Below are 24,668 nucleotides of genomic sequence, written 5' to 3' on the forward strand. Positions count from 1 at the left end.
GCGAGTGACCACTTACCCGCCCCCTGCGTATGCAAAAAAATGCGTTTATCCGCCCTTTTTTGCTTGTCAAGGGGGCTGACCGAATGCACAATACGCCGCCAATAAAGGACCGATGTTCACTGCGACATCGGTTTTTCTATTTTGAAGTGCAGTACAAACCCACCACAAGAGGCCGGAACATTTCCGGAAGTGATATCCGAGATTGCCAAACAATCTCCCGACGTTGAGAGGATAACAATGGGGCGTTTTAATGCTTTCCTGCCGGTACAGCCCGGTATGCGCCTCCCCGGCGCCCTTGATGTACAGGCTTGCGAATCCATCGTATCCCTGCGCTCGTTGCAAGCACGTGCTGCGGCACTGATTGAGGAGAAAGCGTAATGGCATCGCAAAACGCCAAGCTGCTCAAGACCCTTACCCTGACACAAGTGATTGTGATGGGTCTGGCCTATCTGACCCCCATGGCTGTCTTCGACACCTTCGCCATCGTCGGTGACATCACCGATGGCCGGGTCGCCACCGCCTATCTGCTGGCTCTGGGTGGCATCCTGCTCACCGCTTTCAGCTACGGTCATCTGGTACGCAAGTTCCCCTCTGCGGGCTCTGCCTATACCTATGCCCAGAAGGTGTTCAACCCCTACGTCGGTTTCATGGTCGGCTGGTCATCCCTGCTCGACTACATGTTCATGCCGATGATCAACATTCTGCTGGCCAAGATCTACCTGACCGCCATGTTCCCGGGCGTCGAGCCCTGGGTGTTCATCTTCGGTCTGGTGACCGTGATGACCTTCCTGAACCTGCGCGGCATCAATCTGGTGGCCAACTTCAACGGTCTGATCGTGGTGATCCAGCTGGCCATCATCACCCTCTTTATCGGCCTGATGGCGTGGGGCATCTACCACGGTGAAGGGGCTGGCACCCTGATGAGCAGCCGTCCGTTCCACTTCGAGTCAGCACAGCTGGTGCCGCTCTTCACCGGTGCCACCATCCTCTGCTTCTCGTTCCTTGGCTTTGACGGTCTGAGCTCCCTCTCCGAAGAGACCCCGAATGCCGGCAAGGTGATCCCCAAGGCGATCGTGCTGACGGCCCTTATCGGCGGCATCATCTTCGTGGTGGTCTCTTACTGCCTGCAGCTCTACTTCCCGAGCCTCTCCCGCTTCCAGCATCCGGATGCGGTACTGCCGGAGATCGCCCTCTACGTCGGCGGCACCTTCTTCCAGTCCGTGGTTCTGGTCTGCACCACGGTCGCGGTACTGGCCTCCGGCATGGCGGCTCACGCCGGTGTGTCGCGCATCCTCTACGTGATGGGGCGTGATCGCATGATCCCGGAGCGGGTGTTTGGCTACATCCACCCGAAATATCGTACTCCGGCTATCAACGTGCTGATGGTGGGTGGTCTGGCCCTCTCCGCCGTGTCGTTTGATCTGGATACCGCACTGGCGCTGGTCAACTTCGGCGCACTGGTGGCCTTCAGCTTCGTCAACCTGTCGGTGATCGGTCAGTTCTGGGTACGCGAGAAACGCAACAAGACCCTCAAGGATCACGTCATCTACCTGTTGATGCCGCTGCTCGGCGCCGCCACCATCGGTGCTCTGTGGATAAACCTGGAGCAGAGCTCGCTGGAGCTGGGCCTGATCTGGGCGGGCCTTGGCGCAACCTATCTGTTCCTGCGTCTGGCGGTGTTCCGCATCCCGTTCCGTCAATACGAGGAAGCGGCTGACGCCTGATCCTTTGCGGATAATGGATAGACAGAAGGGGAGCCATGGCTCCCCTTTTTGCTGCCGGTCTGTGGCCGGTCACACGGGCTTGGGCCCGGTCTGCTTACTGCTTATTCAGTACGGCGGTCGCCGCAGCCTTGAGCGGATCGCGAGCGATGGTCTTGGCATCCTGCTCCGCCTTGTGCAGCTGCTGGTTTGCCTTGTCCATCTTCTGCTGCATACCGTTGCCGCTCTCCTTGAGGTCGGCACGCTTCTCGCCCAGCAGGTCGTTGCGGCCTTTTTGCACCTCAGCTTTCACCTTCTCTTTCTCCTGCTTCACCAGCTTGCTGGTATCACAGTTGCCCTTGACTCCCAGAGTGGCATTCACCGCTTCGTTTTTGAGGGCCTTGTCGAGGTTGCAGTCGGTTTTCAACAGGCTGGCCTGTGCCCCTGCCGAGAGCAGCCCCAGCGACAGAGAGAGGATCCATGCACGCATCATCTTGTTTACTCCTGCTTGCCAATAAAGGGGCGCAGTGTAGCGATCACATTCCGGCTGACAAGGCGGCAGTGCTTTCGTCCCCCCTTTTGCCACCCCAGAGCCAACCGGCTCGGTCAGCGCCTGTCGCCGCAGTTCGTAGTCATAAAAACATCATCGAAATGTCACGTTGTCATATTTCTGTCATTAACCATTGATTAAATGCGCGGGTCATCAACAACCCAAGACGGAACGACCGTCTCAAGAGGCTTTATGCAACACCATCACTCCTTGTCACAGCCGCCCGCGACCCGCGCCCTGTTCAACTGGATGAGTGTCATCGTACTGGTCTACCTGATCCTGGTTGCCGTGGGCGCCATCTCCCACGGCTTCAAAGATTTCTCCGGCGGCGCCGAGGGCGCAGCCCAGATCTTCGCCTTTGCCAACAACCCCTTTGTCGCCCTGCTGCTGGGTATTCTCGCTACCGCGCTGGTGCAATCCTCCAGCACCGTCACCTCGGTGATCGTCGGTCTGGTGGCTGGCGGCCTGCCCATCAGCATGGCCATCCCCATGGTGATGGGTGCCAACCTCGGCACCACCATCACCAATACCATCGTCTCCATGGGCCATGTGCGGGATCGCGCCGAGTTCCGCCGCGCCTTCGCCGCCGCCACCGTGCACGACTTCTTCAACCTGCTGGCGGTGTTCATCTTCCTGCCGCTGGAACTGATGTTCGGTCTGCTGCAACACAGCGCCGAGTGGCTGGCCAACCTGCTGGTAGGCTCCGCCAATATGTCGATGAAGGGCATGGATTTCATGAAGCCGCTGACCGCACCGGCCCAGCAGCTGATTGACAGCGCCGTTGCCTTCCTGCCGGGCAAGGGCGCCGCCATCGCCACTATCGTCATCGGTATCCTGCTGATCCTCGCCTGCGTCACGTATCTCGGCAAAGTGCTGCAACAGGTACTGGTTGGCCGTGCCAAAGAGGTGCTGCACAAGGCGCTGGGCCGTGGCCCGCTGACCGGCATTACCTCCGGTGCGCTGGTGACCATCATGGTGCAGTCCTCCTCCACCACCACCAGCCTGATGATCCCGCTGGCCGGCGGCGGCGTGTTCAGCACCCGTCAGCTCTACCCCTTCACTCTGGGGGCCAATATCGGGACCACCATCACCGCCCTGCTGGCTGCCACCGCCATCAGTGGAGCCGGTGCCCAGCTGGCCCTGACCATCGCGCTGGTCCACGTGCTGTTCAACCTCTTTGCCGTGGTCATCATCTATGGCATCCCCTTCCTGCGCGACCTGCCGGTGCGCGCCGCCGAGGGGCTGGCCCGAGTAGGCAGCGAGAACAAGCTGCTGGCTCTGGGTTATGTAACGGGCCTCTTCTTCGCCCTGCCCGCCCTGATGATGGTGGCCGCCAAGTAAGCGCCGCTGCCATGACAAGGGGCGAGTCACCGACTCGCCCCTTTTTGCATCCAGCTCGCCGGGCTTTGCCTGCCCGCTCACATCCTCCCGCCCTGTGGCTCGCCATCAGGGGCTGTGCGCGATAAGATGGCGCCCTCATTGCACTTTTTACATTTCATGGAACAGGAAAAACCGATGAAATTCATACTGATCGCGCTGCTCATCGCCGGTGTGGCCTACTATTTCTACTCCAGCAGCAACAACAAGAAGCTGGCGGCCGACAACGTGCGGATTGGCGCCGAGTTCCTCGCCAGCAACAAGGAGAAGCCGCTGGTGACCACCACCGCCTCTGGCCTGCAGTACGAAGTGCTGACCCCGGGCACCGGCACCGTTCACCCCACCGCCACCAGCAAGGTGAAGGTGCACTACGAGGGCAAGCTGCTGGACGGCACCGTCTTTGATAGCTCGGTCGCCCGTGGCGAGCCCATCGAGTTTGGCCTCAATCAGGTGATCGCTGGCTGGACCGAAGGGGTGCAGCTGATGGTGGAAGGTGAGAAGACCCGTTTCTACATCCCCGCCAACCTCGCTTACGGCGACCGTGCCGCAGGCAAAATCCCGCCGGGATCAGTCCTGATCTTTGATGTGGAGCTGCTGGGTATCCAGTAAGCGCACCATCAGCAATAAGGCCAGCATTATGCTGGCCTTGTTGCTATGGGAACCTCACTCCCCCTTGGCGATCCCTTCCCGGCGCGGATCCGCTGCGCCAAACCAGCCACCGCCATTGCGCTCAACCCCCTGCAGGCCGGAGGTCTGCTCGTTCAATACCACCTCATGTCCCCTCGCCTTCAGCCCCTCGACCACCGACATGGGGGTGCGTCCCACTTCCAGCTCGGTGGGGCCGTTGCGGCTGCCAAAGTTGGGCAGATTGATGGCCTGTTGCAGGTTCAGGCCCCAATCCTGGGTACCGAGCAGGGTCTTGCCCACGTAGTTGATGATGGCGGAGCCCCCCGGCGAGCCCAGGGTCATGGTCAACTCGCCGCTTGGCTTGTCAAACACCAGCAGGGGTGACATGGAGGAGCGGGGCCGCTTGCCCGGCTCCACCCGGTTCGCCACCGGCAGACCGGCGGCATCCACCGAGGTGAAGGAAAAATCGGTGAGCTGGTTGTTGAGCAGGTAGCCGTTGACCATCTGACGCGACCCGAAACCATCCTCGATGGAGCTGGTCATGGAGATGGCCATCCCCGCCTTGTCGACAATCGAGACATGGCTGGTAGAGGGGAGTTCCGGAGTCGCATCCTGGCCCCGCGCCAGCGCCTGTGGCGGCGTACCGGGCTTGGCAATCCCCATGGAGTGCTGACCGACAAGCTTGCCGCGTTCGGCCAGATAGCCCTTGTCCAGCAGCCCCTGCACTGGCACGCTGACAAAATCGCTGTCGGCGACGTACTGGTTGCGATCGGCGAAGGCCAGACGCGCCGCTTCACTATAGAGGTGGATAGCCTCGCTGGAAGCAGCCAGCCCCCCCTCCTTCGTGGTGATCGGCTTGAGGGCCGCCATATCGCGGCTCTCCAGCATGCCGAAGATCTGGCCTAGCGCCAGAGTGCCGGACGAGGGAGTGGGGAAACCGCAGATCTTGCTCTGGCGATAGTCAAAGCAGAGGCCATCACGCACTTTGGCCTGATAGCTGGCCAGATCGGTGGCCGCCAGTACCCCGGGATTGGTGGGATGCTGGCGAACCTTGGCCACCATGGCATCCGCCAGCGCCCCCCGATAGAAGGCATCCGCCCCCTCTGTGGCCAGAGTGCGCAGCACCCTGGCCAGCGCCGGGTTGGTCAGCCGGGTGCCTGCCGTTTTGGGGCTGCCATCCACCTGATAGAAGTAGGCTCGCGCCTGCGGATCCCGTGCCAGATAGGGATCCTTGGCCAGCAATGTGGCCAGCCGTGGACTTATCACAAATCCTTGCTCTGCCAGCGTGATGGTGGGCTCGAACAGCACAGCCCATGGCAGCTTGCCATAACGCTGATGGGCCAGTGCCAGCGCGCGCAGGGTGCCGGGAACGCCAACCGAGCGGCCCCCGACCACACCGTCATAAAACGCCAGCGGCTTGCCATCTTGCATAAACAGCTGGTCGGTGGCAGCGGCCGGCGCCGTCTCGCGGCCATCCACCGCACTCACCTTGCGGCCATCCCACACCAGCAGCAGCGTTCCGCCACCGATCCCGGAGGATTGCGGCTCCACCAGCGTCAACACCAGCTGCACCGCAATGGCGGCATCGACGGCACTGCCACCGGCCTTGATGATCTGGTAGCCCGCATCCACCGCCAGCGGGTTGGCGGCCGCCACCATGAAGTCATGGCCCTGCCAGCCCTGCTTGTCGGTCCAGCCACTGGCCGCCTCCGGCGCGATCAGGGTCTGGGCTGGCGGGGTGTAGTGAAAGCCGCTGTCACTGGCACAACCGGCCAGCAGGGCAAGGGCGACAGCCAGCCCCAGAGGTTTGCGCAACATGACACTCTCCTTGTCTGTTTTATGACCATGAAGAGGGACTATGTCACGATTGGCGCTGACAGCTCAAGTTATTGAACAAGATCAATATCTTACTCATCTATCAATAATGGCTATCCGCAATAGGTATAAAAAAACCGCCCGAAGGCGGCTTTTACGATGGGATGGCAGAGGCCAAACAGGCGCATGTCCGGTTAGATGGACTGCTCTTCGCCACCCAGGGCGGCAAACAGCGCCGGGATAAACTGGGACAGCTCGGAGGTCACCAGCGCGAAGTCCGCATCCAGACGGGCGGCCGGATCTTCGCTGGTGACATCGTCGTTCTGCTCGCGCAGCTCTTCGCTGAATTTCAGGCGTTTGATGGAGAGATCATCCCCCAGCACGAAGCTGACGGTCTCGCCCCAGTTGAGGGCCAGCTTGGTCACCAGCTTGTCGTTGGCCAGGTGGTTCTTGATTTCATCCGTCATCAGATCCTGCTGCTTGCAGCGGATGATGCCGCCGTGCTCCATGGCACTGCGCAGCTCGGCTTCGTCTTCCAGAGTGAAGGAGGCTGGCAGATTGCCCTCGTTCAGCCACTCGGTCATGGTGATCTCGGGCGGGTTCTTGAGGGCCACCGGCACCACCGGCAGGGAGCCGATGGATTTGCGCAGCAGCGCCAGCAGATCGTCCGCCTTCTTGGCAGAACCTGCATCCACCACCATTAAATTGTCGGCCGGATTGATCCAGGCGAAGGTCTGGCTGGTACGACTGAAGGCACGGGGCAGCAGGGTGTGGAGGATCTCCTCTTTCAGCGCTTCCTTCTCTTTCTTCTTGAGGGCGCGTCCCTGTTCGAACTCGATCGCTTCTACCTTCTCGGCCAGCATCTCCTTGACCACGGTGCCGGGGAGCATCTTCTCCTCTTTGCGGGCGCAGATGAGGATGTGGCCGGAGGCAGAGTGGGTCAGGGTTGAGCCGAATTTGCCAAGGGGCTTGACCCACCCGAAACGGGAGATGTCCTGACTGCCGCAAGGGGTGAAGGCACAGGCTTCCAGCTGGGTTTCCAGCTGATCCACGGTCAGGTCAAAGGGGCGGGTAAAGCGATAAATCTGCAGGTTTTTAAACCACATGGCGTCCTCGGTCTCTAGATTGTCCGGCGGGCATTGTACTAGAGAGGCGCTTTGTGATCAGCCAATCATTCTCGCTAAATAAAGGGCGATCGACCTCACAGGGTCTCATTTATATCACCTGAACGGCCGTCAAGTTCCCCTAGACTGCGAGTGTACAAGTTGTTACCAAGGATGGATTTATGTTGCGGCCCAGTCGCCCGGAAGATATGGAAGAGATCGTCGAAATCTGGCTGCTGGCCTCCCTGCAGGCCCACGATTTCGTCGATGCCTCCTGCTGGTGGCAGGCCCAGGAGGATCTGCGTACCCGCTATCTCGATCGTGCCGCCATCTGGGTGTTTGAGGAGCGCGGCGATCTGCTCGGCTTTATGGCGCTGGTGGACAACTATCTCGCCGCCCTCTTTGTGCGTCCCGACCGTCAGGGTCGCGGTGTCGGCCACGCCCTGCTGCAGGAGGCCAAGCGTCAGGGGGCGTCGCTCTACGCCCGGGTCTTCGTCGAGAACGATCAGGCGGTACGTTTCTATCGTCGCCACGGTTTCGTCATCAAGGGTGAAGAGTCCGATCCCCTCACCGGTCACCCCCAGTACAAGATGTGCTGCGAACCCGCATGAACTGATGACAGCCCGCTGTTTTACTTGAAAAAAGCACGGGGCATCCTCATCTTGTCTCCATCGGGTGCCCCAGGCACCATCCCTGAAATCGGGCTGCTTTCCAATGAAAATCCTTCACACCGCCGACTGGCATCTTGGCCATCAACTGCATGGTCATGACCGCCGTTTTGAACACGATGCCTTCCTCGACTGGCTGAGCGACACCCTCAAGGCGCGCGAGATCGACGCCCTGTTGGTGGCAGGCGACCTGTTTGATACCGCCAATCCGCCCGCCAGCGCCTGGCAACAGCTCTACCGTTTTCTGGCGCGGCTGCGCGCCGAGATGCCCCACCTCAACATGGTGCTGATCGGCGGCAACCACGACTCCCCCTCCAAGCTGGATGCCCCCCACGAGCTGCTGCGGGCCTTTGATCTGCATCTGGTGGGCAGCATCAGTCGCGACAGTGAGGGCAAGCTCGAGGCCGACCGCCTGCTGGTACCGCTGCAAGACAAGGAGGGCAACATTGCCGCCTGGTGCGCCGCCGTGCCGTTCCTGCGCAGCAGCGATCTGCGGGTGGAGCCGTTGGAAGAAGGGCAGGACCGGCTGATCGAAGGGGTACGCCAAATCTACGCCGAGGTATTGGCCGAAGGGCGCGCCCGCTGCGGGGAGGGTCTGCCGCTCATCGCCATGGGCCATGCCTATCTGGCGGCGGGCCAGCTCTCGGAGCTGTCGGAGCGGCGGGTGCTCGGCGGCAACCAACACGCACTGCCTGCCGAACTCTTTGCCGGTGCCGACTACACGGCGCTCGGTCACCTCCATCTGGCCCAGAGCCCGGCCGAGGGGGTGCACTACAGCGGCTCGCCGCTGCCGCTTTCGCTGGCCGAAGCCAACTACAACCATCAGGTGCTGGAAGTGACCTTTTCAGAGGGGAAACTGGCCGGGCTGGAGCGGATCCCGGTACCCCGCGCGGTGGAGATGATCCGCCTGCCCCAGAGCAGCCTCGACGACGCACTCAAAGCCATCGCATCGCTCGAGCTGCCTGATTGTCCACAAGAAGCACAGCCTTTCCTCGAAGTACGGCTGCTGCTGCCCAAGCCAGAAGCCCGCATCCGCGAGCGTATTCTGGCGGCCATCGCAGACAAGCCGGTGCGTCTGGCCCGCATCAGCACCCAGTATCAGGGCTCGGGCGAAGGGCTGGCCGATGGTCGCGAGCGGCGCAGGCTCGATGAGCTCTCCCCCACCGAGGTGTTTCGCCTCTGCTATCAGCGCCAGTTCGAGGGGGAACCCGAAGCACAACTGGTCGCCTCGTTTGAAGAGATCCTGGAGCAGGTGAAGGAGTCAAACCAATGAAAATCTTGTCTCTGTCAGGTGAGAATCTGGCCAGTCTGACCGGCCCCTTCACCATCGACTTTACCAGGGGGGCGCTCGGCGCCGCCGGTCTGTTTGCCATCACCGGCAACACTGGCGCGGGCAAGAGCACATTGCTCGACGCCATTTGTCTGGCCCTCTACGACGAGATGCCGCGCTTTATTGCCAATCGCAAGAACGTGGCCGAAGTGGGCCGCATGGATGACGAAGAGAAGCTCAAGGCCAACGACGTGCGTGGCATCCTCAGTCGCGGCCACGCCAGCGGCTTTGCCGAGGTGCAGTTTCGTGGCTGCGATGGCCGCATTTGGCTGGCCCGCTGGGCGGTGCGCCGGGCGCGAAACCGCTCGGAGGGGCGTTTTCAGGCGCAGGAGCGAACCCTGACCGATGTGGAGTCAGGGCAGGTTTTCTCCGGCAGCAAGCGGGAGCTGCAGGATCGCATCGACGAGCTGGTGGGTCTCTCCTGGGAGCAGTTCCGCCGCGCGGTGATCCTGCCTCAGGGGGAATTTGCCGCCTTCCTCAAATCGGATGCCAACGAGCGCTCCGCCCTGCTCGAACGGATGACCGGCACCGAGCTCTACTCCGCCATCTCCATCCAGACCTATGAACGGGCACGGGAAGAGCAGCAGAAGCTGGCCACCATCGCCCAGCGCCTCGGCGACGTGGCGCTGATGGATGAGGCGACCCGCGAACAGTGGGTGAGCCAGCAGATAAGCCTCTCCACCACCCTCAAGCACGAGCAGCAGCAACAGCAGCTGATGCAGGACTTGCGCGACCTCAACAGCCGTATTGCCGCCCAGCTGCAGGGCTGCGCCGAGGGACAGGCGGCGCTCGATGCCGCCCTGCAGGCCCACGGCGCCGCGGCCCCCGAGCGCGAGGAGTTTGCACGTGCCGAACAGGCCCAAGTAGCCCGCGCCGATCACGACGAGCTGGCCCGCCTCACCCTTGAGGTGCAGCAGCAGGAGAAGGTGATCGCCGAGCTGGGCCCAGAGCTGGCCAAGCTCGAGGAGCAGACCCAGCAGAGCGCGCTGACCGAACAGCAGTTGCTGGCGGAGAAGATTGCCGCCGAGCGGGAGTGGGGCGCCCTGCAACCCGAACTCAAGCGGGCGCAGGAGCTCGATACCCGCATCCGGGAAAAAGTGCAGCAGTTGCAGAAGATCCAGCAGGAGGGGGCGCAGGAGCGAGAAGTGCAACTCACCCTCGAGCAGGGCTGGCGCGAGCAGAGCAGACAGGTGGAGCTGCTCAAGCAGCAGCACCAGCAGTGGGGGCTTTGGCTCGAAGAGCACAAGGAGCTGGCACCGGTGGCCCGCCAGTGGCAGCCCCTGCTCACCGCCATGCAGGATTGGGCCGAGGATGCCGACAAGCTGCAACAGCTGCTCACCCTGCGGGATCACAAGCTGCGCGCCCTGCAACAGTTGCAGCGCCAACTGGAGCAAGGTCAGCAGGAGCGCGACTACTGGCAACATGAACAAGACAGGCTGCAACAGCAACAGAACGAGCTGCAGGAGCAACAGTGGGAGAGCCGCCTCGCCAAGGCGCAGGAGCAGTGGCAGCAGCAGACCGAACAGCTGGGTCAGCTGCGTCAGCTGCTGGAGCTGGCCGATTATGGCCGCAACCACGGCGAGCAACATGGCCGCTTGCAGCAGGAGATTGCCCAGCTGGAGCAGGCGCTGGGCAAGCTCGCCACCCTAAGCGAAGAGCTGGCACCGGCCCGCGAGCGGCTCGCCCTGCAGCGGGATGAGGCGCGCCACGCGCTGGAGCAGTCCCGCGCTATCGCCAGCTTCGAGCAGTATCGCCATATCCTGAGCGATGGCGAACCTTGCCCGCTGTGCGGTTCCGGGGAGCACCCCTACAGCCAGAGCCAGCCCCAGGTGGCGGGGATCCTGGCTCAGCTGGCGGAGCGGGTCAGAAGCCTCGAACTCGAATGGGAGCAGCTCAACCATCAGTACATTCAGTGCGAGAGCGAGCGTCAGGAGCTGGCCCGCCAGCTGGCGGTGCGTCAGCAACATCTGCCGGAGCTGGAAACCCGCGCCGAGCAGCTGACCCAGCGCTGGCAACAGCTGGGGGGCGATACCCTGCTCGACCATCCGCTGCCGCTGCGCCAGAGCCCCATTGAGTGGAACGAGCTGATGAGCACATTGCTTGGCCGTGGCCAGGCGCTGGAGCAGGGGTTGGCCCAGAGCCAGCAGCAGCTGCGTCAGGCCCAGCTTGGTCAGCAACAGCTGCAAGGGGTGCGTCAGCAACTGAGCCAACTGGCTGCCCAGCACCAGCAGTTTGACCAGCAGTGGCAGGAGGCCGATCGCCAGCGCATCGCGCTGGAAGGGGAAGTGAAGGGGATGGGCGAGCAGGAGGCGACCCTGCGCCAGCGCCTTGAGCAAGGCGCCCACCGCCTCGACGAGCAGATGGGCGGCCAACCGTGGCGCCAGTGGCTCGGCAGCCAGCAGTGGCACGAGTGGCAGCGAGCCTGCGAAGCCTGGCTGCACGGCCAGAGCGAGTGGGAGCGGCTGGCCAGCGAGATCGCCAGCCTCACCCCCGCCCTGAGTGCGCAGGAGGCACGCCTGCAGACCCAGCGCGAGCTGCTGCACAAACTCGAGCGGGACTACAAGGAGCACGAACAGCAGCGTCAGGGGCTGCTCACCAGCCGTGCCGCCTGTCTGGGTGGCGAGGAGATCCCGCTGGTCGAGAGCCGCTGGCAGCAACGACTGCAACAACTCGCCAGCGAACTGGAGCTGATGCAAAGCGGCGGCCGTGCTCTGCGGGAGCGGCAGACTGAACTCAAGACCCGCCTCACCCATGTGGAGCAGGAAAAGCAGACCAGCAGCCGCCGCAAGCGGGAGGTGCTGGGGCGCTGGGCTGCCCACGCCAGCACCCTTGGCATTGCCGAGTACGACCTTCGCCGCCTGCTCGCCATCAGCCCCGATGAACTCAAGGCTCGCCGCTCTGCCCTGCAAGGGCTGGAAGATGCCCTTGGTGAAGCGCGTACCCGCCTTGCCGAGCGGCAACGGGCGCTGGCGCTGGAGGAGAGCAAGCGGGATCGCTATCGCGAGCACCATCCCGAGCTGGCCGCCCTGCCGGATGCAGAGCTGAGCGAGCAGCTGACGGCGCTCGATGCCCGTTGTCGCGCCCTTGAAGAGCAGCTGTTCGAGTGCAAGAGCAAGCTGGCACAGGCCGAAGCCGCAGCGCTCAAGGCGGGCAGCCTGCAACAGGAGCTGGCCGCCCAGCAGGCAGTCGCGGATCACTGGCAGCAGCTGTGCGATCTGATCGGGCAGGCCAACGGCGCCAAGTTCCGCACCTTCGCCCAGAGCCTCACCCTCGAGCGTCTGCTGCTGGAGGCCAACGCCCAGCTCGCCGAGCTCTCGCCCCGCTACCGACTGGAGCGGGTGCCCGGCACCGATCTGGCGCTGCAGGTGGTGGATCTCGATATGGGGGACGAGGTGCGCTCGGTGGACTCTCTCTCCGGCGGCGAGAGTTTTCTGGTGTCGCTGGCGCTGGCGCTGGCCCTCTCCAGCCTCTCGTCACGCCAGACCCAGGTCGAGTCGCTGTTTATTGACGAAGGGTTCGGCACCCTCGATCCGGACAGTCTGGATCTGGCGCTCGCCAGCCTCGACTCCCTGCAGGCCGCCGGTCGCCAGATCGGGGTCATCTCCCACGTCCAGACGCTGGTAGAACGGATTGGCGTGCAGATCAGAGTCGAAGCCCTCGGCGGCGGCGAGAGCCGGGTAGTGGTCCCCTGAGTAGCATCAGTTCCATCACCAGTACCATCGGCTAAATCACTACGCCGAAAATAACAAGACCCCGCCAATTGGCGGGGTCTTGTTGAGAGGCTATCAGCCGAAGCGGTAGGCGCCCATATAGAGGCTGCCGCCATCCCAGCTCTCGTGCAGCCGAGCGGGCGCCACACCATCAGCGGCCCCCAACGCCACAAAGAGTGGGCGCAGATGATCGTCGTGGGGATGGGACTCCACCGCGCCTGGAGCCAGCCGACGATAGTCGAGCAGCGCCAGCCGATCCTCGTCGGCCATCTTCTGCTCCAGCCAGTCGACAAACAGGCTGGCCCACTCCGGCACTGGCGAGCCTTCCGGTGCCAGCGCCCGCAGGTTGTGGGTGATGGCGCCGGAGGCGAGGATGCCAATTCCCTGACTGCGCAGTGCCCCCAACACCTCTCCCAACTGCCACAACTGGGCCGGGGTGAAGCTCGCGGGAATGGAGACCTGCACCAGCGGGATCTCGCTGTTTGGGTCGATCAGGGAGAGCGGCGACCAGACCCCGTGATCCAGCTCGCGCCGCACCGGGGTGGCGGTCAGTCCGGCCAGTGCCAGCTGGTCGCTCACCCCTTGTTGCAGCCACTCGGGGCTGCTGGCAGGCCAGCGCATCCGGTAGAGGGGCTCGGGAAAGCCGTAAAAGTCGTACATCAGCTCCGGTTTGGGCTCGACGTTGATCTGCAGCTCGCGGCTGAACCAGTGGGCGGAGATGACCACCAGCCCCTTGAGCTCACCCAGACGCAGGGTTCGCAGAAAGCGGGTGGCGGGTTGCTCACGCAGCACCAGATCCGGTGCGCCGTGAGAGATAAACCAGACGGGGGCGAGGGACATAAAGCAGACTCCAACAAAGTATCAGGGGGCGATACCGGAGGGGATATCGCTGTTGGAATCGATTATCCCCCTGCCATTAAAGGTGAACAATCCAGCAAGATAGATAAGAACTATCAACCAATGGTTGATAATTTCACGCCTTCACGACAGGTAATCGGCAATAGATATCAAGGCTGAGGAGCATCCGGCAGCGGTCGGGCTGCACGAAGCGCCATCCGGGTCGCTGCACTGTGAGCCTGCCACTCTCGCCACGCCAATCCCTCGGCGGCCACCTCCCCTTTCACCGGATGGGAGAAGATCGCCAGCAGTCGCGCATTATCAGGCCAGTAGCGGGCTGGCAGTGTCTGAACCAGCAGCAGGGCGGCGCACAGCAAGAGAAAAGCCCATCCGGTTTCATGGCTGTTTTTCATCTCGGCCTCCTTCACCCGTGCGCCAATGAACTAACATTTTTGCGCAAGCCGGTGACAAGACGGTGACAGCGGACGGGTGGTCATTTTACAACATCTGAACCTCAACCCGGCCAAACAACCACAGATGGCAACATTTGTATCCCTTCAGCCCGAACCTGTGGCCGTATGCTCTAAAATGTGACTCACAGGAAAACGTTATCCCTGAAAAGAAAACGTTATCTGGTCAAAACGTTGTTTCTGGATCATAAAAAGATTCCAAAAACTGGTGTATATTGCTCGGCGGAAATTCCTTAACCATGAAGATTGACATGAAAAAGACCAAAATTGTCTGCACCATCGGTCCGAAGACCGAATCCAAAGAAATGCTGGCCAAAATGCTGGACGCCGGCATGAACGTCATGCGCCTGAACTTCTCCCACGGTGACTACGCCGAGCACGGCAGCCGCATCAGCAACCTGCGCGCTGTGATGGCCGAGACCGGCAAGCACGCAGCTATCCTGCTGGACACCAAGGGTCCGGAAATCCGTACCATGAAGCTGGAAGGCGGCAACGACGTCGCGCTGGTCGCTGGCCAGACTTTCACCTTCACCACCGACCAGACCGTGGTTGGCAACAAAGACAAAGTGGCTGTGACCTATGCCGGTTTCGCCAACGATCTGCGCGTCGGCAACCGCATCCTGGTTGATGACGGCCTGATCGGTCTGGACGTTATCGAAATCACCGAGCGCGAAGTTATCTGTAAAGTGCTGAACAACGGTGACCTGGGCGAGAACAAAGGCGTTAACCTGCCGGGCGTCTCCATCAAGCTGCCGGCCCTGGCCGAGAAAGACAAGCGCGACCTGATCTTCGGTTGCGAGCAAGGCGTTGATTTCGTTGCTGCTTCTTTCATCCGTAAGAAAGAAGACGTTCTGGAAATCCGTGAGCACCTGAAAGCCCACGGTGGCGAGAACATCCAGATCATCTCCAAGATCGAAAACCAGGAAGGTCTGGACAACTTCGACGAGATCCTGGCTGTTTCCGACGGCATCATGGTTGCTCGTGGCGACATGGGTGTAGAGATCCCGGTTGAAGAAGTTATCTTCGCCCAGAAGATGATCATCGCCAAGTGCAACAAAGCCCGCAAAGTGGTTATCACTGCCACCCAGATGCTGGACTCCATGATCAAGAACCCGCGTCCGACCCGCGCCGAAGCTGGTGACGTGGCCAACGCCATCCTGGACGGTACCGACGCAGTCATGCTGTCCGGTGAATCCGCCAAGGGTAAGTACCCGCTGGAAGCCGTGACCATCATGGCCACCATCTGCGAGCGTACCGATGCCGTGATGCCGTCCAACCTGTCTGCTGCCAACGACAGCAACAAGCTGCGCATCACCGAAGCCGTATGTAAAGGCGCCGTAGAGACCTCCGAGAAGCTGGACGCCCCGCTGATCGTGGTCGCTACCGAAGGCGGCAAGTCTGCCAAGGCCATTCGCAAGTACTTCCCGAAAGCCTGGATCCTGGCTATCACCACCAACAAGAAAACTGCTGCCCAGCTGGTTCTGACCAAGGGTGTGGTTGCCCACGTGGTTGACAGCATCGCCTCTACCGACGATTTCTATCGCATCGGTAAAGAAGCCGCGCTGGAAATCGGCATGGGTCTGAAAGGTGACGTGGTTGTGATGGTCTCCGGTGCTCTGGTACCGAGCGGTACCACCAACACCGCTTCTGTTCACGTTCTTTAATCAGAGCTGAACGAGTTGAAAACGGCGCCTGCGGGCGCCGTTTTTTTTGTCCCTCCCCCCTGCTTACCTGACAAGCCCGGTGTTAGAATCCACGCGAATTTAATCTATGCGGGAAATCTCCCGAATATCGCGTAATAACCCGGAAGTTATATGCCCTCAATATGTTTTAAAAGAGTCTCGGCCACTCTGTTGCCGCTGCTCTGTCTCCTCGCCAGCCTCTGCGTCCCGCAAGCCATGGCGCAAGATGTCCCCTCTCGCAACGCAGTTCAGCGAGCGCTGGATGGTCTGGGTAAATCAGAGACCCTGACCGTCAGTCAGCAAGCGGATCAGAAGTTGCTGACCGAAACCCTCGCTCTGCTCGACAGCATCGACAAGGAAGAGGCAAAGGCCAAGACTCAGGCCCAGCGGATCCGCAACCTGCCCACCGAACTCAGAGAGATCAGCGCCAAGCTCGATGCCCTGACCAAGGGCAAGAGTGCGGAGCAGATCAAGAGCGAATACGCCAGCATGAGTCTGGCAGAGCTCGACAGCCGTCAGCCGGAAGTGCTGGCCAACATGCAGGCGGCCCAGGAGGCCCTCGGCGCCATCGGCAGCCAGCTCACCAGCTTGCAGACCCTGCCGGAGCGGGCCCAGGCCAGCATGAGCCGTGCCTACCAGCGCAGTCAGGAGATCCGTACCCGCCTCAACGCAGGTGAAAGCGTCTCCAGCGCCGAGAAGATGAAACTCGGTGCCGAGCTGGCCCTGCTCGACCTGCAGCTGGCCCACCTGCAAAAGGAGCTGGATAACCGTACCAGCATGCAGGATCTGGCGATCAAGCAGCGCGACTACCAGAGTGCCCGTCTCGCCAGCGAAGAGCAGAAACTGCAGCTGTTGCAGGATCAGAGCAGCGCCAAACGCCTTGGCGACACCGAAAAAACCGCCGAGCAGACCGGTGAACTGGTGGCGACCGAAGACAGCCCGCTGGTGCAAAAAGAGCAGGAACTCAACCACCAGCTCAGCCAACAGCTGATCGGTGCCACCACCAGCCTTAACTCGCTGGTCCAGAAAAATCTGCAAGCCAAGAGCTGGCTGGAGCGCGGCATCCAGACCGAGCGCAACCTCAATGAACAGGTGCAGATGCTCAAGGGCAATCTGCTGCTGTCGCGCATCCTCTATCAGCTCTACCAGCAGCTGGAAGCGGCACCCACCATCGCCGTCAAAAACCTGGAAGAGCAGATCGCCGATCTGCATCTGGCTCAGTTTGAACTGAGCCAGCAGCGTGACCAGCTGTTCCAGAAGAACCTCTATCTGGACAATCTGATCGCCGGCAGCAAGGATCCGGTCAGCGAAGAGGACAAGGAGAGCCTTGCCAAGCTGCTCGATACCCGTATCAATCTGCTCGATCAGCTCAACCGCCAACTCGACAGCCAGCTCACCAATGCCATCAGCCTGCAGCTGACCCAGCAGCAGCTGGCGCGGGTCTATGCCTCTATCGAATTTACCCTGCAGCAACATATCTTCTGGGTAAGCAGCAACAAGCCCATCGACAGCAAGTGGTTTATCAGCTGGCCCGCCCAGGCCTACAAACAGGCCTCCGACTGGGTATTGAAACCGGACTGGAAACGCTGGCGCGAAGAGCTGCTGGGGATCTCCCTGCTCGCCTTCCCGCTGCTGCTGATCGGCGGCCTGCTGGTCTGGAAACGTCCGGCGCTGGTTGAGCGCGAGAAGAAGATCACCAAGGACCTTGGCCGTTTCCGTCAGGACAGCCAGTGGCACACCCCGCGCGCCCTGCTCTATACCGTGCTGCAACGCCTGCCGGGCAGCATGTTCATTCTGGCTGGTGGTCTGCTGCTCACCTACTGCGGTCTGCTCAGTGCCAAGCTGATGTTCCAGATCACCCTGAACCTCGCCCTCGGTTATCTGGTGTTCAGCGTCTATCTGACGGTGATGCGCCCGGGCGGCATCGCCGAAACCCACTTCCGGATCCCGAAAGCGGAGCTGCAGGCCAAGCGCAACAGCATGCGCTACATCTGGTTGCCACTGCTGCCGCTCATCATGCTCGCAACCAAGGCGGTGGTTGAACCCTCCACCCTGGGCAACGACGTGATCGGCCAGGCCATGACCCTGACCCTGCTGGGGCTGGCCGCCTATCTGGTGTTCCCCATCTCCCGCGCCCGCATCAAGGGCGAGGCGAGCATGCAGAAGTCGCTGATCGCCATCGCCCTGGCGCTGGCGCCGGTGGCGCTGATCGTGCTGGCGGTGCTCGGTTACTACTACACCGCGCTGAAGCTGACCGGTCGCCTGATCGAATCCTTCTACCTCATCATCATCTGGAGCCTGGTCTACCGCACCGCCCTGCGTGGTCTTGAGCTGGCTGCCCGTCGTCTGGCCTACCGCCGTGCGGTGGCCAAGCGTGAGCACAAATCTTCGGAAGATGCAGAAGGTGGCGAGTCCATTGAAGAGCAGCCCATGGATCTGGAGGATGTCAGCCAGCAATCCCTGCGTCTGACCCGTACCGTGCTGATGCTGATCTTCGGTGTCGCCTTCTACTGGCTCTGGTCTGATCTGGTCGCGGTCTTCTCCTACCTCGACAGCATGGTGCTGTGGCACCGCAGTGAAGGCACCGGCGCCAACGCCGTGCTGTTCCCCATCAGCCTGAGTGACGTGCTGATCGGCTTCCTGCTGCTCGGCGGTGCATGGTCACTGGCGCGCAACCTGCCCGGCTTGCTGGAGGTGCTGGTGCTCTCCAAGCTCAACCTGGCTCAGGGGACCGCCTACGCCATCACCACCATGCTCAACTACGTGCTGATCGGTTTCGGCTCCCTGACCGCTCTCTCCATGATGGGCGTGCAGTGGGACAAGCTGCAGTGGGTAGCAGGTGGTCTGTCAGTCGGTATCGGTTTTGGCATGAAGGAGATCCTCTCCAACTTCGTCTCCGGCATCATCATCCTGTTCGAGCGTCCGGTGCGGATCGGTGACACCGTCACCATCGGCTCCTTCTCCGGTACCGTCTCGCGGATCCGCATTCGCGCCACCACCCTGACCGACTTCGACCGCAAAGAGGTGATCATCCCCAACCAGCAGCTGATGACAGAACGGCTCATCAACTGGTCGCTGAGTGATACCGTCACCCGGGTGATCGTACGGGTGGGCGTGGCGTATGGCTCGGATCTCGAGCTGACCCGCACCCTGCTCAAGCAGGCGGCCGACGAAAACAGCCGCGTGCTGAAAGACCCGGCCCCCATCGTCTACTTCCTCACCTTTGGCGCCAGTACTCTGGATCACGAGCTGCGCTTCTTCGTGAGCGAACTGGGAGACCGCAACCCGGCGGTGGACGAGTTGAACCGCAAGATCGACCAGCTGTTCCGCGAGAACGGCATCGAAATCGCCTTCAACCAGATGGATGTCTACATCAAGAACATGCAGGGCGAAGAGCAGAAGGTGGAGTCCAACTCCGCCGCCCTGCCGCCGCCCGCGGAAGATGGCAAGCAGCCAGCCTGATAGCGAACTGCACTGATCTGATGACAACAGCCGCTCACCCAGGTGAGCGGCTTTTTTATGTTCCCGTTGCCACGACCGTCCACTCAGGCAACCGCCGGAGAGTGATAAATGAGTTTACCCGCTGCGGTCTCTCACCTAATGTAGGCTGACGAACGGGAGAGCAGGGAGCCGCGTTTTCGCCCATGGATGACCAACAACTAGAGCACATTCTGTTTCGCTCCTTTGATGTGATCCCGCTCCCAATCCTGGTGTCCGAGTCGACAGCCAGCCAGGGTCATATGTCACCCGACCGGATCCCCCTGCGTCGCCATCTCTTCCTCAACAGGGCCTTTCGCGAACAGCTGGGCTATGAGCTGCAGGATCTGCCGGACATGGAGAGCTGGTTTCACCTCGCCTATCCCGATGAGAGCTATCGCAACTCGGTAATTCAGGCTTGGCATAACCAGATAGAGCAGAGCCTGCACCATGGACTGGAGGTCGCCGAGATGCCGGCGCTGATCCGATGCAAGAGTGGCCACTCTCGCTGGTTTATCGTCACCGCCCAGCTGGGGGCAGATGCCATCCCGGATAGCCATATCGTCACCTTTCGCGATATCCACGACCTGCAATGCATGGTAGAAGAGGTGAGCCGCCTCTCCTGCACCGATCCCCTCACCGAACTGACCAACCGGCGTGGCGCCCAGCAACAGCTGCAGGCTCTCTGGTTGCAGGGCCAGCCCCTCTCGGTGGTGTTGGGAGATATCGACCATTTCCAGCAGGTCAACGACCGCTACGGCCATCCTGCGGGCGATGCCGCACTCTGCGCCGTCGCCCATGCCATGGCGGGCCAGTTGTTGCCCGGGGAAAGCCTGGCCCGTTGGGGTGGAGAGGAGTTTCTGTTGATCCTGCCAGACTGCAGCATTGAGCAGGCGGCACAACGTGCCGAGCAACTGCGCCAGCATGTCAGTACCACCCGCTTGCCATGGCAAGGAGAACAGATCGCGCTAACCATCAGTCTGGGGTGTGCCGGCATGAAGGGTCAGGAGAGCATCGACTATCTGCTGATGATGGCAGACCGAGCCCTTTATCAGGCGAAGGAGCAGGGACGTAACCGGGTGGTCATCTCGGCACAATAGCCTGATAGCCAGAAAGGGAAGCTCGCACGCAACCATAAAAAAACCGAAGCACCAGGCTTCGGTTTTTTACTGCGGCAACTGGCATAGGCCAGCCGACCATTACTTCTTGATGCGGATAACCGGAGTCTCGCCCACAGTCACGGCACCAGTCATCTTCACCAGCTCTTTGATCTCGTCCATGTTGGAGATGACCACTGGAGTCAGGGTAGATTTGGCTTTTGCTTCCAGAACGGCCAGATCGAATTCGATGATGGTGTCACCGCGCTTGACCTGCTGGCCTTCCTGAGCGATACGCTTGAAGCCTTCGCCTTTCAGTTCAACGGTGTCGATACCGAAGTGAACGAACAGCTCGATCCCAGAGTCGGACTCCAGAGAGAACGCATGGTTGGTCTCGAAGATTTTGCCGATGGTGCCGTCGCACGGAGCAACCATCTTGTTGCCAGCCGGCTTGATGGCGATGCCGTCACCCACGATCTTCTCGGCGAAGACAACGTCAGGCACATCTTCGATCGGCACGATTTCGCCAGACAGCGGAGCAAAGATTTCGATGCCGCCGGTATCTGCGCTATCGTCGGACACCAGTTTCTTCAGTTTGTCGAACAGACCCATAGTAAAAGCTCCTAAAGATGATTTGTCGCTGTTTGCAGCCGATCTTAGCAGACTGCCTTCTGCTTGATAAAGTTATCTACGCACGCTTCGATTTCAGCAGCGGTGGCAAAGCTCAATGCCTGGTCAGCCATTGCCTTCACATCTTCGAAGCTGGTGTTGCGGATAAGCTTCTTGATACGCGGTACAGAGATGGCGCTCATGGAGAACTCATCCAGACCCATACCCAGCAGCAGCAGAGTGGCGCGCTCGTCACCAGCCAGTTCACCACACATACCGGTCCACTTGCCTTCGGCGTGGGACGCATCGATAACCATCTTGATCAGGGTCAGGACGGAGGGTGACAGCGGGTTGTACATAGCGGAGATCATCTCGTTACCACGATCGACAGCCAGGGTGTACTGGGTCAGGTCGTTGGTACCGATACTGAAGAAATCCACTTCCTTGGCCAGATGATGAGCCATCACGGCAGCGGCCGGGGTCTCGATCATGATACCCACTTCGATGGATTCATCAAAGGCTTTGCCTTCGGCACGCAATTCGGCTTTCAGCGTCTCTACGGTAACTTTCAGGCTACGGAACTCTTCGACAGAGATGATCATCGGGAACATGATGCGCAGTTTGCCGAAGGCAGACGCACGCAGAATTGCCCGCAGCTGAGCGTGCATGATGTCTTCGCGGTCGAAGAAAATACGCACGGCACGCCAGCCCAGGAAGGGGTTCATCTCTTTCGGGAAATTCATGTACGGCAGCTCTTTGTCGCCGCCAATGTCCATGGTACGCACGATGATCGGCTGATCCGGCATCGCTTCGGCCACTTCTTTGTAGGCTTTGAACTGCTCGTCTTCGGTCGGCAGCGCGTCACGGTCCATGAACAGGAACTCGGTACGGTACAGACCCACGCCTTCGGCGCCATTACGGATGGCACCTTCGGTATCCTTGACGGTACCGATGTTGGCGCACACTTCGACCTGGTGACCATCCAGCGTGATGGCAGGCAGATCTTTCAGCTTGGCCAGCTCATCTTTCTCGGCCTGGAACTGAGCCTGGAACTTCTTGGCTTCGTTCAGCTGTTCAGCGGTCGGATTGATGATGATCTGGTTATTGATCGCATCCAGCACCAGCATGTCACCGTTCTTGACGCGCTCGGTGATGTCGTTGGTGCCTACCACGGCCGGCAGCTCCAGGGAGCGGGCCATGATGGAGGTGTGAGAGGTACGGCCACCGATATCGGTGACGAAACCCAGCACATATTTCAGGTTGATCTGAGCGGTTTCAGACGGGGTCAGGTCTTTGGCGACCAGGATCACCTCTTCGTCGATGGTGCTCAGGTTGACAACGGCGATGCCCAGCACGTTCTTCACCAGACGGGTACCGATGTCACGGAAGTCGGTAGCGCGCTCGCGCAGATAGGGGTCATCCAGCTCGGCCATCATCTTGGCGTACTGCTCGATCACCTCATAGATGGCTTTGTCGGCGGATGCCTTGTTCTCTTTGATGAAGGATTTGATATCCCCTTCCAGCTCCTCATCTTCGAGCAACATGATGTGGCCTTCGAAGATGGCCTCTTTTTCCTCACCGAAGGTGCGACCGGCCATCTCTTTGATGGCTTCCAGCTGGGCAGCTGACTTGGTACGAGCTTCGAGGAAACGGTTGATCTCGCCATCAATCTGATCAGCAGAGATTTTGCCCTGATTGATAACGATTTCATCTTCTTTAAGAAGAAGCGCCTTACCGAATGCGATACCGGGGGACGCAAGAATGCCAGATATCATAATCCTTCCTATTAAAACGACTGTGGGGGAGGAATCTAAAGCTGGATTACTCCAGCTCGTCCATCAGGGCAACCAGCTTCTCAACAGCTTGCTGGGCATCCGGGCCGTCAGCCTGGATGGTTACGTTGGTGCCCTTGGTCAGGCCCAGGGTCTGCAGCTTGAACAGGCTCTTGGCGCTGGCGGACTTTCCACCGGAGACCACAGTGATCTCGCTTTGGAATTCTTTGGCTTCTTTCACGAACTGAGCTGCCGGACGGGTGTGCAGGCCGTTTTCAGCAGTAATAACAACAGACTTCTCGTACATGGTTTCACCCCATATTATTGATATTTTTTGGTGGATTGGTCGTTTTTGAAGCAACCTGACCCACCGTGTCAGTATGGATATGTTGTAAAGTAACGAAAGCAGACCCGCAATGGTTTAATCCAGGTCAAGTTTCTGTGCAGTAATCGGCGCGCTGGTTGGCAATTTTCAGTTATTGGGCTACAAGCCGCATCAGGACTGGCCTGAAATTATTTTATAACGAAAAATAACACTTTGTTACTTTGTGATACCCAGCCAGCAAACACCGCGTGACGCCGCACAGGATATGAGATTTAGAGCGGAATGTCTGCTTTTTTTCTCACTCCGGAACTTGTTATTTTACCCCAAAAAATAAGGATCAAGTGACACTAACAGGGGTTGAGTCTAGCCCATAAAGAAGCGGCGCTCCTAGGAGCGCCGCTGTTTTGAAAGATTCCGATCAGTTACTGCTGCAGCTCCTGCTCGCTGAACACCCCGGCAAACAGGGCGCTGGAGAGGTAACGCTCCGCCGCGCTCGGCAGGATGACCACAATAGTTTTGCCCGCAAATTCCGGCAGCTCGGCCAGACGGCTGGCAGCCACCACCGCAGCACCGGAGCTGATACCGGCCAGGATCCCCTCCTCCTCCATCAGGCGACGGGCCATCTCGATGGCTTCGTCACTGGTCACCTTCTCCACCCGGTCGATGAGGGAGAGGTCCAGGTTACCCGGGATAAAGCCGGCGCCGATCCCCTGGATCTTGTGGGGGCCGGGTTTAATCTCTTCACCGGCCAGCTTCTGGCTGATGACCGGCGACTCGGCCGGTTCGACCGCAACAGAGACCACCGCCTTGCCTTTAGTCTGTTTCAGATAGCGGGAGACCCCGGTAATGGTGCCGCCGGTACCAACCCCGGCCACGAACACATCTACCTCGCCGTCAGTGGCATCCCAAATCTCGGGGCCGGTGGTCTTTTCGTGGATCTCCGGGTTGGCCGGGTTTTCAAACTGTTGCAGCAACACATATTTGCCCGGCTCGGACTCGAGGATCTCGTTGGCCTTGGCAATGGCCCCCTTCATGCCGAGGGGCCCTTCGGTCAGCACCAGATTGGCACCGAGCGCCTTGAGCAGCTTGCGGCGCTCCAGGCTCATGGTGGCCGGCATGGTCAGGGTGATGGGATAGCCGCGAGCTGCCGCGACAAAGGCCAGAGCAATACCCGTGTTGCCGCTGGTGGGCTCGATAATCTCCTTACCCTTGGTCAGGATGCCGCGCTTCTCGGCATCCCAGATCAGGTTGGCACCGATACGGCACTTGACGCTGAAGCTGGGGTTGCGGCTCTCGATCTTGGCCAGCACGCGGCCTTTGGTAACACGGTTGAGACGAACCAGCGGGGTGTGACCGATAGTCTGGCTGTTGTCCTCAAAAATTTTGCTCATGGCGCTATCCCTGTGTTTGTTACGACGATGAAACAAGATTACCCTGTGGTTTCTGAATGAGAAGTGACTATTCGTTATAACCATATGGTATTACAACATATAGAGCTTATTCTCTCTGGCCCCTGACA

At 60.3% G+C, this 24,668-nt stretch carries 19 protein-coding genes; 10 read left to right on the forward strand and 9 right to left on the reverse strand.

Annotated features, from left to right (window positions below; translation table 11 throughout):
* Nucleotides 1–237: 237 nt before the first annotated feature.
* Nucleotides 238–378: a hypothetical protein gene (locus G5137_RS04080; protein ID WP_005338239.1), complete on the forward strand. Its 141-nt coding sequence runs from the start codon at nt 238–240 to the stop codon at nt 376–378.
* The gene (locus tag G5137_RS04085; protein WP_005350109.1) at nt 378–1,724 is read left to right on the forward strand and encodes an APC family permease; all 1,347 of its coding nucleotides are present in this window, start codon (nt 378–380) and stop codon (nt 1,722–1,724) included. The genes G5137_RS04080 and G5137_RS04085 overlap by 1 nt, the downstream gene beginning before the upstream one ends.
* Before the next feature lie 94 nt (nt 1,725–1,818).
* Here G5137_RS04085 and G5137_RS04090 read toward each other — a convergent pair whose 3' ends face one another.
* Complete coding sequence (locus G5137_RS04090; RefSeq protein WP_236726868.1) at nt 1,819–2,193, reverse strand: hypothetical protein; 375 nt, start codon at nt 2,191–2,193, stop codon at nt 1,819–1,821.
* A 249-nt stretch (nt 2,194–2,442) separates the two neighbouring features.
* Between G5137_RS04090 and G5137_RS04095 the strand changes: the two genes are divergently transcribed.
* Together G5137_RS04095 and G5137_RS04100 are read left to right on the forward strand one after the other, a co-directional pair.
* A complete protein-coding gene (locus G5137_RS04095) occupies nt 2,443–3,591 on the forward strand; it encodes a sodium:phosphate symporter (RefSeq protein WP_005359054.1) in 1,149 nt (382 codons plus the stop codon).
* A 174-nt stretch (nt 3,592–3,765) separates the two neighbouring features.
* A complete protein-coding gene (locus G5137_RS04100; protein WP_005347462.1) occupies nt 3,766–4,236 on the forward strand; it encodes an FKBP-type peptidyl-prolyl cis-trans isomerase in 471 nt (156 codons plus the stop codon).
* A gap of 54 nt (nt 4,237–4,290) precedes the next feature.
* Here G5137_RS04100 and ggt read toward each other — a convergent pair whose 3' ends face one another.
* Both ggt and rdgC read right to left on the reverse strand, forming a co-directional pair.
* Complete coding sequence (gene ggt, locus G5137_RS04105; RefSeq protein ID WP_421254974.1) at nt 4,291–6,072, reverse strand: gamma-glutamyltransferase; 1,782 nt, start codon at nt 6,070–6,072, stop codon at nt 4,291–4,293.
* A 191-nt stretch (nt 6,073–6,263) separates the two neighbouring features.
* Complete coding sequence (rdgC, locus tag G5137_RS04110) at nt 6,264–7,175, reverse strand: recombination-associated protein RdgC (protein WP_005350107.1); 912 nt, start codon at nt 7,173–7,175, stop codon at nt 6,264–6,266.
* 179 nt (nt 7,176–7,354) lie between these two features.
* Between rdgC and G5137_RS04115 the strand changes: the two genes are divergently transcribed.
* From G5137_RS04115 to G5137_RS04125, 3 genes are all read left to right on the forward strand, one after another.
* Nucleotides 7,355–7,783, forward strand: a complete 429-nt coding sequence (locus G5137_RS04115; protein ID WP_216978334.1) for a GNAT family N-acetyltransferase — start codon at nt 7,355–7,357, stop codon at nt 7,781–7,783.
* A gap of 103 nt (nt 7,784–7,886) precedes the next feature.
* Nucleotides 7,887–9,113 carry an exonuclease SbcCD subunit D C-terminal domain-containing protein gene (locus tag G5137_RS04120; RefSeq protein WP_421236153.1) on the forward strand — a complete coding sequence of 409 codons (1,227 nt, stop codon included), beginning with the start codon at nt 7,887–7,889 and terminating at the stop codon, nt 9,111–9,113.
* Nucleotides 9,110–12,862 carry an AAA family ATPase gene (locus tag G5137_RS04125; RefSeq protein WP_421254975.1) on the forward strand — a complete coding sequence of 1,251 codons (3,753 nt, stop codon included), beginning with the start codon at nt 9,110–9,112 and terminating at the stop codon, nt 12,860–12,862. Before G5137_RS04120 ends, G5137_RS04125 begins: the two co-directional genes overlap by 4 nt.
* Before the next feature lie 93 nt (nt 12,863–12,955).
* Here G5137_RS04125 and G5137_RS04130 read toward each other — a convergent pair whose 3' ends face one another.
* Together G5137_RS04130 and G5137_RS04135 are read right to left on the reverse strand one after the other, a co-directional pair.
* A complete protein-coding gene (locus G5137_RS04130; protein ID WP_421203093.1) occupies nt 12,956–13,720 on the reverse strand; it encodes a DODA-type extradiol aromatic ring-opening family dioxygenase in 765 nt (254 codons plus the stop codon).
* 167 nt (nt 13,721–13,887) lie between these two features.
* The gene (locus tag G5137_RS04135) at nt 13,888–14,130 is read right to left on the reverse strand and encodes a hypothetical protein (protein ID WP_421254976.1); all 243 of its coding nucleotides are present in this window, start codon (nt 14,128–14,130) and stop codon (nt 13,888–13,890) included.
* A 308-nt stretch (nt 14,131–14,438) separates the two neighbouring features.
* Here G5137_RS04135 and pykF point away from each other — a divergent pair, with 308 nt between their 5' ends.
* The 3 genes from pykF (at nt 14,439) to G5137_RS04150 (ending at nt 20,446) form a co-directional block, all read left to right on the forward strand.
* On the forward strand, nt 14,439–15,851 hold the full coding sequence (gene pykF / locus G5137_RS04140) for a pyruvate kinase PykF (protein ID WP_031227651.1): 1,413 nt from the start codon (nt 14,439–14,441) through the stop codon (nt 15,849–15,851).
* A gap of 150 nt (nt 15,852–16,001) precedes the next feature.
* A complete protein-coding gene (gene mscK, locus G5137_RS04145; RefSeq protein WP_064338454.1) occupies nt 16,002–19,331 on the forward strand; it encodes a mechanosensitive channel MscK in 3,330 nt (1,109 codons plus the stop codon).
* Nucleotides 19,332–19,513: 182 nt separating this feature from the next.
* Nucleotides 19,514–20,446: a GGDEF domain-containing protein gene (locus tag G5137_RS04150; protein WP_421254977.1), complete on the forward strand. Its 933-nt coding sequence runs from the start codon at nt 19,514–19,516 to the stop codon at nt 20,444–20,446.
* A gap of 99 nt (nt 20,447–20,545) precedes the next feature.
* Here the strand turns inward: G5137_RS04150 and crr are convergent, their stop codons facing one another.
* The 4 genes from crr to cysK form a co-directional block, all read right to left on the reverse strand.
* Nucleotides 20,546–21,055, reverse strand: coding sequence for a PTS glucose transporter subunit IIA (gene crr / locus G5137_RS04155; protein WP_216953167.1), 510 nt, complete (start codon nt 21,053–21,055; stop codon nt 20,546–20,548).
* 44 nt (nt 21,056–21,099) lie between these two features.
* Entirely contained in the window at nt 21,100–22,827 is a 1,728-nt protein-coding gene (gene ptsI, locus G5137_RS04160; RefSeq protein ID WP_421254978.1) for a phosphoenolpyruvate-protein phosphotransferase PtsI, read from the reverse strand.
* A gap of 46 nt (nt 22,828–22,873) precedes the next feature.
* The gene (locus G5137_RS04165; protein ID WP_005338266.1) at nt 22,874–23,131 is read right to left on the reverse strand and encodes an HPr family phosphocarrier protein; all 258 of its coding nucleotides are present in this window, start codon (nt 23,129–23,131) and stop codon (nt 22,874–22,876) included.
* A gap of 440 nt (nt 23,132–23,571) precedes the next feature.
* Nucleotides 23,572–24,540 (reverse strand): cysteine synthase A, encoded by a 969-nt coding sequence (gene cysK / locus G5137_RS04170; RefSeq protein WP_005338267.1) that lies wholly within the window; start codon nt 24,538–24,540, stop codon nt 23,572–23,574.
* Between the last annotated feature and the right edge of the window lie 128 nt (nt 24,541–24,668).

The sequence above is a fragment of the Aeromonas sp. 600282 genome (genome assembly GCF_049175755.1).
GTDB lineage: Bacteria > Pseudomonadota > Gammaproteobacteria > Enterobacterales > Aeromonadaceae > Aeromonas > Aeromonas veronii_A.

Coding starts and splice junctions, on each gene's coding strand:
- G5137_RS04080 (WP_005338239.1), top strand. CDS start 238: ATGGGGCGTTTTAATGCTTTCCTGCCGGTACAGCCCGGTATGCGCCTC.
- G5137_RS04085 (WP_005350109.1), top strand. CDS start 378: ATGGCATCGCAAAACGCCAAGCTGCTCAAGACCCTTACCCTGACACAA.
- G5137_RS04090 (WP_236726868.1), bottom strand. CDS start 2,193: ATGATGCGTGCATGGATCCTCTCTCTGTCGCTGGGGCTGCTCTCGGCA.
- G5137_RS04095 (WP_005359054.1), top strand. CDS start 2,443: ATGCAACACCATCACTCCTTGTCACAGCCGCCCGCGACCCGCGCCCTG.
- G5137_RS04100 (WP_005347462.1), top strand. CDS start 3,766: ATGAAATTCATACTGATCGCGCTGCTCATCGCCGGTGTGGCCTACTAT.
- ggt (WP_421254974.1), bottom strand. CDS start 6,072: ATGTTGCGCAAACCTCTGGGGCTGGCTGTCGCCCTTGCCCTGCTGGCC.
- rdgC (WP_005350107.1), bottom strand. CDS start 7,175: ATGTGGTTTAAAAACCTGCAGATTTATCGCTTTACCCGCCCCTTTGAC.
- G5137_RS04115 (WP_216978334.1), top strand. CDS start 7,355: ATGTTGCGGCCCAGTCGCCCGGAAGATATGGAAGAGATCGTCGAAATC.
- G5137_RS04120 (WP_421236153.1), top strand. CDS start 7,887: ATGAAAATCCTTCACACCGCCGACTGGCATCTTGGCCATCAACTGCAT.
- G5137_RS04125 (WP_421254975.1), top strand. CDS start 9,110: ATGAAAATCTTGTCTCTGTCAGGTGAGAATCTGGCCAGTCTGACCGGC.
- G5137_RS04130 (WP_421203093.1), bottom strand. CDS start 13,720: ATGTCCCTCGCCCCCGTCTGGTTTATCTCTCACGGCGCACCGGATCTG.
- G5137_RS04135 (WP_421254976.1), bottom strand. CDS start 14,130: ATGAAAAACAGCCATGAAACCGGATGGGCTTTTCTCTTGCTGTGCGCC.
- pykF (WP_031227651.1), top strand. CDS start 14,439: ATGAAAAAGACCAAAATTGTCTGCACCATCGGTCCGAAGACCGAATCC.
- mscK (WP_064338454.1), top strand. CDS start 16,002: ATGCCCTCAATATGTTTTAAAAGAGTCTCGGCCACTCTGTTGCCGCTG.
- G5137_RS04150 (WP_421254977.1), top strand. CDS start 19,514: ATGGATGACCAACAACTAGAGCACATTCTGTTTCGCTCCTTTGATGTG.
- crr (WP_216953167.1), bottom strand. CDS start 21,055: ATGGGTCTGTTCGACAAACTGAAGAAACTGGTGTCCGACGATAGCGCA.
- ptsI (WP_421254978.1), bottom strand. CDS start 22,827: ATGATATCTGGCATTCTTGCGTCCCCCGGTATCGCATTCGGTAAGGCG.
- G5137_RS04165 (WP_005338266.1), bottom strand. CDS start 23,131: ATGTACGAGAAGTCTGTTGTTATTACTGCTGAAAACGGCCTGCACACC.
- cysK (WP_005338267.1), bottom strand. CDS start 24,540: ATGAGCAAAATTTTTGAGGACAACAGCCAGACTATCGGTCACACCCCG.